The organism is Halohasta litorea, assembly GCF_024494645.1.
Taxonomy (GTDB): domain Archaea; phylum Halobacteriota; class Halobacteria; order Halobacteriales; family Haloferacaceae; genus Halohasta; species Halohasta litorea.
On sequence record NZ_JANHDJ010000005.1, the window covers coordinates 221,942 to 234,881 of the forward strand.

Sequence of the window (12,940 nt, forward strand, 5' to 3'; positions counted from 1 at the left end):
ACGTATTATTCTTAAAGGAGTGCCCGGCACGGTATCCGGCACTCGTGAATCCCAATGAAAGACGCCGAAATCGATCCCGAAAGCGAATCTACGTACGAGTGTTTCGACTGCGGTGACCTGATCGTCGCTGAAACCCCGCCAAGTCAGTGCCCTAACTGCGGCGGGGCGATACGGAATCGGCAGGCCACCGTCGAGTAGTGCAAGCAGTATCTCCCACGGTGAGACTCACCACGATCTGATAACGATTCTGCGGTCTGTTGCTCGGAGTCCAAGATACCCGCCGGAGAGCATGACCGAATGTCCGATCGGCGGTCGACCACAAAGCACGGCCAATCGACAGAGTCACGACTCGATACACAGGAACAGGCCAGCGGCCGACCGAAGCTACTGGCCGGAGGAACGTGTCGTAGGACACGCGGGTAGGGGTAGCTACTATGATAGCCGCTCCCAAAATAAAACCCGTCGACCGTTCACACCGTATACACCCTAAATTCACCGCTAACGAAGACTGGCAGCTGCCGAAGTGGCCTTCAGCCAAAGTGATATTTGTCTTACTCACCAACATCTCGTATGGTACTTCCCCTGGAGATGGGCTGGCGACACCTGCTGTTCGAGAACTATCCGGTCGAGCCACGAGTGATGGACGCCCACCTGCCCGAGGGGCTCGCTCCCGACACCTTCGATGGCTCGGCGTGGCTCTCTGTCGTCCCCTTTACCAACGTCGAGGTTCGCCCCGCGGGGATGCCCAAATGCCTCGGGATTCGGCTTCCCGAACTCAACCTCCGGACCTACGTCACCCGCGACGGCGTCCCCAGTGTCTACTTTTTCAGCCTCGACGCACAGGGGATCGCCAGCGTCATCGGCGCGCGACTGTTCCACCATCTGCCGTACTTTTATGCACGGATTGCGCTGGAGTGGGTCGACGGACGCGTCCAGTTTTCGAGCCGACGACTGCATCCAGGAGCCCGACCCGCCCACTACGAGGCGAGCTACTGGCCGACTGGCGAGCCGTTTTCGGCCCCCGACGATCCGTTCGGCGAGTTCCTCGTCGAACGCTACCGCTTTTATACCGAGGCCCAGGACGGCTCGATTCGGTACACGGACATCGATCACGAGCCGTGGACGCTCTACCCCGCGGCCGCCGACATCACGACGAACACACTGCTGCAAAGCCACGGCTTCGCCGAACCCGATACCGAGCCGGTCTGCTACTACAGTCCAGGTCTGGATGTGACCGCCTCACGGAGCCACCGATTGTAACCCACGATCCCAGCGACTGTCGAAGCAACACCCCACCAGCCAACGCCCACCAACCACTACCCGAGCGACGCGTGGTGGGCTTCGACAGGGGAGCCATCCAAACCTATTTGCCACGGGATTCCGCTATGATACCTACGTTCATCACCGATTATATATGTCGTATGCACCATCACTTTCGGGGACGGTACATCGCCTCCCGTTTGCTGGCGGCTCGCTTGCCGCACGGATCGCTCCGATCTATCGCGCCGCCCTAGAGACTGTTGGCGGCGATCCGCGGGATATCCTGGTTCTCAAACGCCTCCCCAACGAGGTGCCGGAGTTCACCGCCGAGCTGCGGGACGTCGTCGGCTTAGAGTCCCGGCCGAACGTCAAATCGGTCGCGCGGCACGCCTCGACGCTGCTCGAAGAGGCCGCCCCACAGCTCACCCGCCTGACGTACGAACAGCGCATCGAGTTCCTCGCGGCGGTCCTACAGGGCCGCAACTGGTCGGAGTACTACGACCGGGCCCAAGAACACGATTCGTTCGGCAGCGACGTGGGCCAGCTGCTGCTCGATGCAACCTGGCAGGGTGGCTTCGACACCGAATCGATGGGTGACTCACGGTACGACGACCTTCTCCGAGAACTGGCCGAGGTGAACCGCGCGTTTCACGACAAGCTCGCCGAGCGGGATCTCGTCGAACAGGCATCGATGGTCCCGCGTGCGGTTGAGGCTCTCGAAGACCAAACACTCCGAACGGAGATCGAACGCGAGTTCGATCTCGTCATCGCCGTCGAGTTCGAGGAGTATTCAGCAGTCGAACGCGCCTATATCGGCTCGCTGACCGCTAACGCCGAGCTGGTCTGTGTGGCCGAACAGGAGGCAAGCATCGAACGCACTGCCCGCGAAGCGGGTGGCCTCGACCGCTTTACTGACGGCCTCGAAACCGTCGATCACACTGACGACGCATCGGCCGAGACACCAGCTACCGACTCTAGGACCTCCGAAACACGGGCTGGCACACCGTATGCGGAGTTCCTGGCAACCGGCTCGGTTTCGACGGCCGCAGCGACGCCAGCCCGGATCATCGCCGCCGAGACGCTCGACCGACAGGTCCAGGAGGTCGCCAACGAGATCGAGTTCCTCCGCCACGAACACGACTGGGCCTACGACGATTGTGCCGTGTTGCTCCGGTCGGTGGGCGATCCGATGCCGCGGGTCCGGCGGCTCCTCCAGCAGTCGGGCGTCCCGACCGCCTCGGCAGGGGTCAACGGGCTCGAACAGGATCTTGCCGTCCGGGAGATCCACGCCCTCGCCCAATATTATGCCGACGGTGACGACCAGGCCCTCGGGCTGATCGAGGCGCGGGTCCCTGATCTCGATACGAGAGTAATCGAAGACTGCGTCGATCCGACATCGATTGCGACCACGCTCAAACAGTGGATCGTCACAACTGATTTAAAAGGGCGGATCGCCCGCGAGAGCGACGATATCGACGCCCGCGAGCAGTTCCGGAACCTCTCGCGGCTGTTGTCTATTGCCGAGTTCGTCGACACCCAGGACTTCCTCTCGAACGACTGGTTCGACTTCATCACGATGTTGGAGCGGGCGATCACCTACGATGCACCGTACGCCCACACGGCTGAGGTGACCGTCGCCGAGGGAGGGGTGACTGTCGGCGACGTCTCGCTCCTGAAAAACGACTCGCGGAAAGCGGTGTTCCTCATCAACGTGGTCGATTCGGTGTATCCCGGCGAGGAACGCCTCACCCGCCTGTTCCCGACCGCGTGGCTCAAACAGATGAGCGGCTATCCGGACGTCACGCAGCCGACCGCCGCCGACGTGACCGAAACGTATGCAACAGCCAGCAAGCCCATCGGCGACCCCTTCGAGGCCTACCACAACCACCGCGCCCGCCGCCAGCTCGCGGTCGGCGCTCGGGCGGCCGACTCCCGGCTCTACTTCTGTCGCTACCGTACGACGCGGGCGGGAGTTGGGAAACCACACCACCAGTCGCGGTATCTCTCGGCGATCCAGGACCACCCCGAGTTGCCCACCAAGACAATCGAGGGCGCAGGCAAGGACCGGGATATCTACACCCTCGGCAGCGCCTCGACCGAGATCCTCGCCCAACCCTGGGCGCAGCTCGAATCGATCCAGGCCATCGCCAGCCAGGGCGGCAGCATCGATATCCAGGAGGCCGAAGCCAACTTCGCCGAAATCCAGGAGTTGATCGAGACCAACGAGACGGTCAGCGATCGGTTCGTCCAGGCGATCGATACCCAGTTCGACATGGCTCGCGGAGCCATCGCCCCGACCGGGCCAGAGCGTCGTGGGAGAAGCGATCCAGGAGCCACCGACGGGAGTGAGGGGGAGAAATCGGAATGAGCGATCCCGTCATCACCGCCGACGAGCTGGCGAGCTACGTTGTCTGTCCCACACAGTACGAGTTCGAACACGTGCGGCCGATCTCGCCGCGAACCGATCACTCGGATGTGACCTTCGACCGCCGCCGGGAGCTGCTGGCCGACGGTCTGCTGGCCGGGCTCACCGCCGATGTCGGTTCGCCTGCGGCCCGGGCCCGCATCGCTACCGAGCGGATCGTCGGCCAGTGGCCCACAACGGTCGACTCGTATGTAAACGACGAGCAACAGCAGTTCGACAGCGAGCTCCTGGAGGCCGCGATTTCGAACTACTTCGAGCGGTTCGGCGCGGAGCATGCCGAGGGACTCGTCGAGACCAATCCGGTTCTCGGCAGCAGTTTCGACGGGATCAGATACGAAACCGAGGTCGATGCCCTCGTCGAAACCGAGAGCGGACACCGGGCGATCCGGTTCCTGCCGAATCTCTACGGGGTCCATCCGGCCTGGAAGGACGAGGGGCTCGTCGAGGCGTATCTCTCTCGATCCGAGTTCTATCCGCGGCAGATCGGCCACCTCCTCCGGGCGTGGACCGCACTGCGTGGCCTGCTGTCGGCCCACGGGATGGACGCGGACGTGGAGTTCACCTACGTCTCGCTGTTCGACGACGTACGGATCAGCTACGGGGCGGGAAGCGACCCGACCGCCTCGGTGACGATGCGACACTTCCAGGAGCTCTTCGAGTCCGAACGCGGCGAGATTCGGACACTGCTCCGAGACATGGGGCCGAAGATCATCGACGGCGAGTACGCGATTCCGGACGCGGACCGTTCGCTGATCGCCGACAACTGCTGTGAATTCTGTCCCTACCAGGACGCGTGCCCGGCGTACATCCGGTCGGATGTTGCGTTTGGGGATCGAGCGGTCCAGGAGGACGGTAACTGATGGACGACCACGAACCAATGGACGACACACCACTGCAGCCACAGGGGAACCAGCCAGCCGTCCTCGCGGCGACCGGCGACGAGATCAAAATCGAGGCCGTCGCGGGCTCGGGGAAGACCACGACGATGGTCTGGCGAATCCGCGACGAAATCCACACACGCGAGACACCGCCCAACCGGATACTCGTACTGACGTTCGCAAAAGAGGCGACTCATAACGTTCAAGAAAAACTCAGAGAGGAACTCGGTGCGAGTGATTCGTTCGATGTTGACGTGTACAACTACCACTCGTTTTGTTATCAACTGCTCCAGGAGTACGCGTATCATAGCGGACTCTCACCGGACTTCGAACTGATCACGGAAGACCAACGACCGCAGTTAATCGAATCGGTGTACACTAGTGTTGATTTCGAGTTCGCACCCCCCAGCTCACCAGCCGCCAGCGGCCCCGATCAAGCAAGCGTCGGCGAGCTCACCGACTTCATTGGGTCGATGCGCCGGGAGGCCATCGACCCGGCGGCGATCCGCGAGTATCTCCCGGACGACGAAACGCTGACAGAGCTGATCGACCTCCAGCAGCGTCTGGAGGGGGCCGCCCACGATCTGATCAACGTCGATGCCAACGACATCATGTGGGACGCCGAAACGATAGCCGACAACTGCGAGCAGCTCGCCCGCGTCTACCGGTTTAAGGCCACGGGGTACGACCAGGACACCGATCTGAGCCGGTCGGTCGGAGCCCATCTCGACGCGATGACCGAGTGTGCGGACTCGGTTGCGGGCTATCTTCGGACTGAGACGAACCTCTCCTGGAAGGAGTACCGACTCCCCGAGATTCTCTTCGAAGACACCCGGGGGCCCTTCGAGGGGATCAAACAGACGCCGATGGGTCGGTTTTCGGAATACGTCACCATGCTCCGGCGGGTGCGGGCCTATATCTCGGCCTACGAGGCCTACACCGAGGAGTTGGACGACCGCGGCGCGCTGGACTACGACGAACTCATTCACAAGGCCGTCGAACTCATGAACGATTCCGAGGTCCGCGAGGACATCCTCTCGCAGTGGGATGTGGTGTTCTGCGATGAGTTCCAGGACACGGATTCCTCCCAACTCAACCTGGTAGACGAGCTCCGGAGCGAAATGGAGATCATGGTAATTGGGGATAGTGACCAAGCGATCTACGAGTGGCGGGGACAGGACCCGGACAATATGTCGAACCTTCCGGACTCCTTCGAGGAGATCACCCTCCCGGACAACTTCCGCTCCCGGCAGGCAATCCTGGACATAACGAACAACCTCGGCCGGGACACCCAGCAGATCCACTCGAAGCGGTCGGCCGACCCGCCGAGCGTATTCAAAATCAACAGCGAGGGAGCCGAGACCGAACAGCAGGTTTCGACGACCATCTCCCAGCTGCTGGCCGACCGTATTGCGGAGTTGGAGGGCCACAGGCTGTCGGACATCGCAGTGTTAGTCCGAAAGAACCGCCACGCCAAGCAGATCGCCGATCAGCTAGATCAGGAATCGATTCCGTACACGCTCTCGGCGGGCTCCGACGAGGCGGTCAGCCACGGGTTTCAAACCGTATTGTCGTATCTTCGTATCCTGGTCGAGCCCGGCGACGACGTGAGCTGGCAGCGCGTGTTGCTGTTGCTCTACCGGGTTCCCGAGGCCGATATCGATCGGCTGCTGGCGGCTGGCGAGACGGTTCCCGAGGGGTTCGAGGCAGTCTCGCCGTCGGCTCTCGACCGTCCGGAGCGGCTCCAGGAGGCACTATCGGAGTACGAGACCCTTCAAAAGATCTCGGCGACCCATTCCGTCTCGGAGCTCTACTCCCACATGAAACGTGAGACGAAACTGGAGTGGTTCCTCCGGGATGCCGACCGCGATCGGCTGCAGTCGATCGAACAGCTGATCTCGTCGTTCAGCGATAGCCCGGTCCAGCTGCGGCTCACCCCCAAGTTCCTCTCGTATCTCGAACGACAGGCGGATCTGTTGACCGCCAGCGAAGAAACTGCGACCAGTCAGGGCACCAAATCCGAGGGTGCAATCGACATCATGACTGTCCACCAGGTCAAGGGGCTGGATTTCGACACCGTGTTGCTCCCGTATCTAGCCGAAGACGAATTCGCTACCCTCTCGAACTACCAGACACATATCTACAGCTACGATATGCTGGTCGACGGCATTGAGGGAACGCTGGACGATCCGCTCCGGAGTGACATCAGCGAGGCCCAGATCGCCGAGGAGTGGCGCATTCTCCACGTCGCACTGACCCGAGCCAAAAACCAGCTGTTCCTGTTCGGCACCGATCTCCCCGAGGGGATCGGCGACGTTCCCCTCGTCGACCAACAGTTGCCGGGGAGCGAAAGCGACACACCGATCGACTGGTCGGCGTCGGGCCCGCGACTGCCGATCTGGAGCGCCCTGACCGACAGCTACGATGCCATCGCCGAAACCGCACCCAACGAGGTCCGTGATATCACCGAGCCGATCACCCGCGGCGTCGGCGAGGACCCCGGCACGATCACCTACTACCAGCAGCCGCTCTCGACGGCCGACGCCATCGAGCAGGTGTTGGAGTTCGCCGATGGGATGGTCGAGCGGACGCTCGATACCAACACGGATACTGTCGATGGCAGGCGGTACGCAGACGTCCCCCTCGGCGTCGACCAGGAGATCCAACTGGCACGCCAGCACAGCCACTCGGCCCTGGAGGCCGTCAGGGACTGTGGCCGCCGTCACGTGCTTGACTACGTCGTGGACGCCTTCCCCGACCCCGTTTCGGAGCGTGACGGCCAGCGGGGAGTGACCCAGGCCGACATCGGGACGCTGTTCCACGACGTCGCCGAGCTGGCCTACTGGCGCGGCTACACTACCGTCGAGGAGTGGATAACCGCCTGCCGGTGGATCGGCCAGCGGTACGACGGCAGCGACTGTGTCGAGGCAGCCATCGACTGTATCGAGAGCTACTTCGAGACGCCGGTCCCCGAGTGGACGGCCGTCGGCGCGGAGGTCCCGATCGAACTCGACGAGATCGACGGTCTCACCGGCACGGTCACCGGCTACGTCGATGCGGTCTGTGAGTATCCCGACGGCGGGCTGGCGGTGATCGACTACAAAACCTCCCAGTCGAAAAAGACGCTCGCCGAGAGCTACCAGCTCCTGTTGTACGTCCGGGGTTGTGCCGATCGATTCGAGGAGGAGATTACGCACGCGGGATACGTGTACGTCGGCGATCCAGGACCCGCCGTCCAGCTGTTCGAAGTCGAGGAGATCGAACGGCAGTGGGACGACCTCCACGCGGATCTCCTGGCGGCCGACGCCTCGACGTTCGACGACGTCGAGGCCGGGCCCCACTGTGAGTTCTGTGAGCACCGATCGCTCGGCTGTGCGGAGCCACCGTTCGAGTACACCGACGACCTCCGGCTCGACTGAGTTCGATTCGACCGGTGATCGAGAGCGACTCCTGGAGACTCCACGGTCCCTGGTACTGAATGAAAACCCGACCTGGCAGCTGTTTCAGCAGGAATAAAAAATCGAAGACGCTGGCCGTCTCCAGGACCGCTTACTGGAAGGCGGTGCCGAGATCGTCGTCCGACTCGATGTCGCTTTGGCCGAACTTGCGTTCGATCTCGTCGTAGCGCTCGCGGGTCTCGGGAGTCACGCTGGCTTGGACCTGATCGAGGGCGTCCTCGAAGTGGCCCATCGTAACCCGGACGTTGCCGACCGATTCGGCGACCTCCTCGCGGCTGACGCTGCCGATGAACTCCCGACTGGCGGCCATCGACGCCTCGCGGCAGACGGCCTCGATGTCCGCACCGACGTAGCCCTCGGTCCGGCGGGCCAGTTTGTCGAGGTCGACATCGTCGGCCAGCGGTTTCTCGCCGGTGTGGACCTCGAAGATCTTCCGGCGGGCGTCCTCGTCAGGCACCGGCACGTGGACGTGACGGTCCAAGCGTCCGGGCCGCAGCAGCGCCGAATCGATCAGGTCGGGGCGGTTCGAGGTGGCGATCACCACGACGTCCTCCAGTGATTCGAGGCCGTCGAGCTCGGTCAGCAGCTGGCTGACCATCCGTTCGCCGACGCCCGAATCGGTGCTCTGAGAGCCCCGTTCGGCGGCGATCGAGTCGATCTCGTCGAAGAACACCACCGTCGGGGCGTTCTCTCGGGCCTTGCTGAAGACCTCGCGGATGCCTTTCTCCGACTCGCCGACGAACTTGTTGAGGAGTTCGGGGCCCTTGATCGAGATGAAGTTCGACTCGGCCTCGTTGGCGACCGCCTTTGCCAAGAGGGTCTTGCCGGTCCCCGGCGGCCCGTACAGCATGACACCCTTTGCGGCGGCCATGTCGAGCTCCTCGAAGACCTCGGGGTATTCGAGCGGCCACTGGATCGTCTCGCGGAGCCGTTCTTTGGTATCTTCGAGACCACCGACGTCCTCCCACGTGACATCGGGCACCTCGACGAAGACCTCGCGCAGCGCCGAGGGTTCGATTCCTTTTAAGGCTGCTTTGAGGTCGCTTTCCAGGACCTCGATCGATTCGAGGACCTCGGCGTCGATCTCGTCGCTTTCGAGGTCGAGCCGCGGGCGGATCCGTCGCAGGGCGTGCATCGCGGCCTCTTTGGCGAGGCTTTCGAGGTCCGCCCCGACGAAGCCGTGGGTGTTCTCGGCGTAGACGTCGAGATCGATCCCCTCGGCCAGCGGCATGTTGCGCGTGTGGACCTGCAGGATCTCTTTGCGGCCATCCCGGTCGGGGACGCCGATCTCGATCTCCCGATCGAAGCGGCCACCGCGGCGCAGGGCGGGGTCGATGGCGTCGACGCGGTTGGTCGCGCCGATCACGACGACCTCGCCGCGCTCTTCGAGCCCGTCCATCAGGCTCAGGAGTTGGGCGACCACGCGGCGTTCGACGTCGCCACCGGCCTCCTCGCGTTTGGGCGCGATGGAGTCGAGTTCGTCCATGAAGATGATCGCGGGGGCCTCCTCGGAGGCCTCCTCGAAGATATCACGGAGCTGCTCTTCGCTCTCGCCGTAGTACTTCGACATGATCTCCGGGCCGGAGACCGTGTGGAACGAGGCGTCGATCTCGTTGGCGACGGCCTTGGCGATCAGCGTCTTGCCGGTCCCCGGTGGCCCGTGGAGCAGGACACCCTTCGGCGGCTCGATGCCGAGCCGCTTGAACAGCTCGGGATGTCGCATCGGGAGTTCGATCATTTCGCGGACCTGTTCGAGTTCGTCGTCGAGCCCACCGATGTCCTCGTAGGCGATATCGGGTGCGCCGCCCGAGGGTCCTGGAGCGGTTGCTTCCGAGGCTTCGCGGATCTGCTCGGCGGGTTTCTCCGAGATCTCGACCTGCGTCGAGTCAGTGACGACGACCGTCCCCGATGGCGACGTTGAGGCGATTTTCAGCGGGACGGCCTGCGATTGGCCGCCCATGAAGCCGAAGCCCAGCGGCAGCTGGACGTTCTGACCCGCGGTGACGGGCTGGCCGCCCAGCTCACGCCGGATCAGCGAGTCGATATTCCCGCGGATGCCGAGCCGCTGGGGTAAGGCGATCGTGATCGACTCGGCCGGGTTGACCTCCGCCTTTTCGATTGTGACGCGATCGTCGATGCCGACCCCCGCCTCCTGGCGAAGCCGACCGTCGATCCGGACGATCCCGGTCCCGTCGTCTTCGGGGTAGCCGGGCCAGACGCGGGCGATCGCGGTGCCGTCGTCGCTGTCGAGCCGGACGAAATCCCCGCCGCTGAGGTCGAGTTCGTCGGCTGCGATGCGGTCGACTGCCGCGAGGCGTCGGCCAGCGTCTTTCTGTTTGAGTGGTTTGACTGTGAGTTTCATTTGTCCACCGTAACCGTGAGTACGCCGTTATTCGTTGTAACCTCTGGGTCCGTTCCAGGGAGTTCAAATTCCATCTCGCTCAGACGGTCGCCGTGATCGATGACGAGGATCGCTGTCGAGCCGACGACATCCACGTCTACCTGCTCGTCGCCGACCGGGAGGTCGACCGCGAGCAATGAGTGGTCGTCATACTCGTAGCGCCGCACGAAGCGGTCGTCATGATCGGCTGTCTGTGATTGGGTCATATAACTAACTCGTAGTTAGCTATGCAAGTATATAAACTTTGTCCTGACTAATCGCGGTACAGCGTCGGGGTGAAAATATAGGGTAGTATTGCGGTCCACACCAATTGGAGTCTGTTGTAGCCCGAATCAGTATGCCGAAAGGCGGATATGTTCGCTCGTGGGACGGTCCGGCGATTTATGCCCGACTCTGCCCGAAGGGGAGTATGGAGACGGTGCGCCACCACGGCCGGTCGACAGCCTACAGCTACAGCGACCGGAGCAACGGGAGCGGCCCGGGGTGCTGCTGTATTCACGGTAGTGGTGGCTCACACGCCGTCTGGAACGGCCAGTTTCAACTAGCGAGCCGGACTCCGGTGGCGGCGCTCGATCTCAGCGGCCACGGCGAGAGCGACGATATCGACGCCGACGCGGGCTACGAGACGCTGTCGGCCTACACTGATGACCTAGAAGCAGTCGTCGAGGCCACCGACTGCTCGGTGCTGGTCGGCCACTCGCTGGGCGCAGCAGTCGCCCTCTGGGCGGCTCTCGAACGCGATCTCGACCTAGCGGGGCTCGTGTTGACTGGTGCGGGGCCCAGACTGCCGGTGTTGTCGGACCTACTCGAATGGCTCGCAGACGATTTCGAGGAGGCCGTCGAGTTCCTCCACGAACCCGACCGGCTGTTTCACGACCCCACCCCAGAACGCCGCGAGGCGTCGATCAACCGCCTGCGGAAGACTGGGCAGGCGGTAACAGTACGCGACTTCCGGACGGCCAATCGGTTCAACGTAATCGGTCGACTCGACGAGATCGAACTCCCGGCGGCCGCAGTCGTCGGCGAGTATGACCAACTGACACCGCTGCGATACCACCAACACTTCGGCGAAGAGCTGTCGGACTGCTCGGTGCTCCGGATCCAGGAGGCCGCCCATCTCGCCATGCTCGAACAGCCCCAGGCGTTCAACGCGGCGCTGTCGGTGTTTCTCGACCGGATTATGCGGTGACTAAACGGGCGTATGCAGCGACTACTCGGCGGTTAGTCGGTCAAATCGTCGACGCTCTCCTCGACGTGGCTGTGCTCGTCGGCGGGGAAGGCGCCGGATTCGACGGCCTCCCGGTAGGAGTCGATCGATTCGGACATCGCCGCGGCCACGTCGCCGAACTGCTCGGCGAACGGCGGCTGGTCCTCGGTGAGCCCCATCACATCGGAACTCACCAGAACTTGGCCGTCGCAATCCGGCCCGGCTCCGATCCCGATAGTCGGAATCTCGAGCGCGTCGGTGATCTCGGCGGCGACGTTCGCCGGGACGTGTTCGAGCACGAGCGCGAAGGCTCCGGCCTCCTCGTGATCGCGTGCGAGCGAGAGGATTTCCTCGGCGGCTTCGGTCGTGGTCCCCTGGCGGGTGTAGCCGCCGAGTTGGTTGACGTGCTGTGGGGTCAAGCCGAGATGCGCCATGACAGGAATCCCGAGTTGGGTGAGTCGGTCGGTGATCTCGACGGTGTGGGGGCCGCTTTCGAGCTTGACGGCGTCGGCTCCGGCCTCCTGGAGCATCCGGCCCGCGTTCCGGACGGTTTCGCTGTCGTCGACGCCGACCGAGAGGAACGGCATATCGGCGACGACCAAGGCGTCGTCGGTGCCGCGGACGACCGCCGCGGTGTGGCTGACGGCCTCGTCGAGTGTAACCGGTAAGGTGTCGTCGTAGCCGAGGACCGTCGTGGCCATGCTGTCGCCGACGAGGATGAGATCGATCTCGGCGGCGTCGACGAGCCGCGCGGTCAGCGCATCGTAGGCCGTCAGCATCGTAATGGGTTTCTCGCGATTGCGGAGCCCACGGGTCGTAGTCATACACTGGCGTATGGTTCGGGGGCGATAAAATAGTTCGATCCGGAACCGTCACACAGTAGTAGTCCTAGCGTGAGGTGCGCCTGTGGCAGATCTCGTCGAGACAACCGATCCGGATGGCGTCGATTTCGGCTGGGTGATGCAAGTCACCTTTGTCGTCACCATCATCGTCGGCGCGCCAATCGTCGCCGTCCTATCGGTACCGGTCGAGCTCCCAACGTGGGGTGCACGCGTGAGCTTCGCAATCCGTGTTGGCGCACCGATCTGGTTCCTCACTGCCGTCTCGGTCTTTTCATATGCAAAATACAGACATGATACCGAGGACGACGAGCAAGAAGTCTCGACACAACCGGAGTAGCCGGTTCCGACGCCGGTTTGAATACCAGTAGCCGCTGTCTACGTATCAGCAAGAATCAATCCCAATTCACAGGGAACGTCTGTCTTTTAGATGAGCGGAGGATTTGATTTTTAAAGATGTGAGAGTCTCCTT

10 protein-coding genes are annotated in these 12,940 nt (G+C 62.8%); 7 read left to right on the forward strand and 3 right to left on the reverse strand.

Annotation, left to right across the window (positions count from 1 at the left end):
• The first annotated feature begins 54 nt into the window (after positions 1-54).
• From NO877_RS13330 to NO877_RS13350, 5 genes are all read left to right on the forward strand, one after another.
• Positions 55-198, forward strand: coding sequence for a rubrerythrin-like domain-containing protein (locus tag NO877_RS13330; protein WP_256396843.1), 144 nt, complete (start codon positions 55-57; stop codon positions 196-198).
• A gap of 372 nt (positions 199-570) precedes the next feature.
• The gene (locus NO877_RS13335) at positions 571-1,260 is read left to right on the forward strand and encodes a YqjF family protein (protein ID WP_256396844.1); all 690 of its coding nucleotides are present in this window, start codon (positions 571-573) and stop codon (positions 1,258-1,260) included.
• A gap of 154 nt (positions 1,261-1,414) precedes the next feature.
• Complete coding sequence (locus NO877_RS13340; protein ID WP_256396845.1) at positions 1,415-3,628, forward strand: PD-(D/E)XK nuclease family protein; 2,214 nt, start codon at positions 1,415-1,417, stop codon at positions 3,626-3,628.
• Positions 3,625-4,545, forward strand: a complete 921-nt coding sequence (locus tag NO877_RS13345; RefSeq protein WP_256396846.1) for a hypothetical protein — start codon at positions 3,625-3,627, stop codon at positions 4,543-4,545. The genes NO877_RS13340 and NO877_RS13345 overlap by 4 nt, the downstream gene beginning before the upstream one ends.
• Entirely contained in the window at positions 4,545-7,982 is a 3,438-nt protein-coding gene (locus NO877_RS13350; protein WP_256396847.1) for an ATP-dependent helicase, read from the forward strand. The genes NO877_RS13345 and NO877_RS13350 overlap by 1 nt, the downstream gene beginning before the upstream one ends.
• Positions 7,983-8,112: 130 nt before the next feature.
• On the opposite strand, the gene NO877_RS13355 is transcribed toward NO877_RS13350, so the two are convergent.
• Together NO877_RS13355 and NO877_RS13360 are read right to left on the reverse strand one after the other, a co-directional pair.
• The gene (locus NO877_RS13355) at positions 8,113-10,383 is read right to left on the reverse strand and encodes a CDC48 family AAA ATPase (protein ID WP_256396848.1); all 2,271 of its coding nucleotides are present in this window, start codon (positions 10,381-10,383) and stop codon (positions 8,113-8,115) included.
• Complete coding sequence (locus NO877_RS13360; protein ID WP_256396849.1) at positions 10,380-10,628, reverse strand: DUF7127 family protein; 249 nt, start codon at positions 10,626-10,628, stop codon at positions 10,380-10,382. Before NO877_RS13360 ends, NO877_RS13355 begins: the two co-directional genes overlap by 4 nt.
• A gap of 203 nt (positions 10,629-10,831) precedes the next feature.
• Here NO877_RS13360 and NO877_RS13365 point away from each other — a divergent pair, with 203 nt between their 5' ends.
• Positions 10,832-11,611, forward strand: a complete 780-nt coding sequence (locus NO877_RS13365; protein WP_256396850.1) for an alpha/beta fold hydrolase — start codon at positions 10,832-10,834, stop codon at positions 11,609-11,611.
• 32 nt (positions 11,612-11,643) lie between these two features.
• Here NO877_RS13365 and panB read toward each other — a convergent pair whose 3' ends face one another.
• Positions 11,644-12,453, reverse strand: coding sequence for a 3-methyl-2-oxobutanoate hydroxymethyltransferase (gene panB, locus NO877_RS13370; RefSeq protein ID WP_256396851.1), 810 nt, complete (start codon positions 12,451-12,453; stop codon positions 11,644-11,646).
• A gap of 82 nt (positions 12,454-12,535) precedes the next feature.
• On the opposite strand from panB, the gene NO877_RS13375 reads away from it, so the two are divergent.
• On the forward strand, positions 12,536-12,808 hold the full coding sequence (locus tag NO877_RS13375) for a DUF5822 domain-containing protein (protein WP_379826969.1): 273 nt from the start codon (positions 12,536-12,538) through the stop codon (positions 12,806-12,808).
• Positions 12,809-12,940: the final 132 nt, after the last annotated feature.

What these genes read in the sequence shown, in the direction of transcription:
- NO877_RS13335 (WP_256396844.1), top strand. Translation starts at nt 571, where the DNA reads ATGGTACTTCCCCTGGAGATGGGCTGGCGACACCTGCTGTTCGAGAAC.
- NO877_RS13360 (WP_256396849.1), bottom strand. Translation starts at nt 10,628, where the DNA reads ATGACCCAATCACAGACAGCCGATCATGACGACCGCTTCGTGCGGCGC.
- NO877_RS13365 (WP_256396850.1), top strand. Translation starts at nt 10,832, where the DNA reads ATGGAGACGGTGCGCCACCACGGCCGGTCGACAGCCTACAGCTACAGC.
- NO877_RS13345 (WP_256396846.1), top strand. Translation starts at nt 3,625, where the DNA reads ATGAGCGATCCCGTCATCACCGCCGACGAGCTGGCGAGCTACGTTGTC.
- panB (WP_256396851.1), bottom strand. Translation starts at nt 12,453, where the DNA reads ATGACTACGACCCGTGGGCTCCGCAATCGCGAGAAACCCATTACGATG.
- NO877_RS13330 (WP_256396843.1), top strand. Translation starts at nt 55, where the DNA reads ATGAAAGACGCCGAAATCGATCCCGAAAGCGAATCTACGTACGAGTGT.
- NO877_RS13350 (WP_256396847.1), top strand. Translation starts at nt 4,545, where the DNA reads ATGGACGACCACGAACCAATGGACGACACACCACTGCAGCCACAGGGG.
- NO877_RS13340 (WP_256396845.1), top strand. Translation starts at nt 1,415, where the DNA reads ATGTCGTATGCACCATCACTTTCGGGGACGGTACATCGCCTCCCGTTT.
- NO877_RS13355 (WP_256396848.1), bottom strand. Translation starts at nt 10,383, where the DNA reads ATGAAACTCACAGTCAAACCACTCAAACAGAAAGACGCTGGCCGACGC.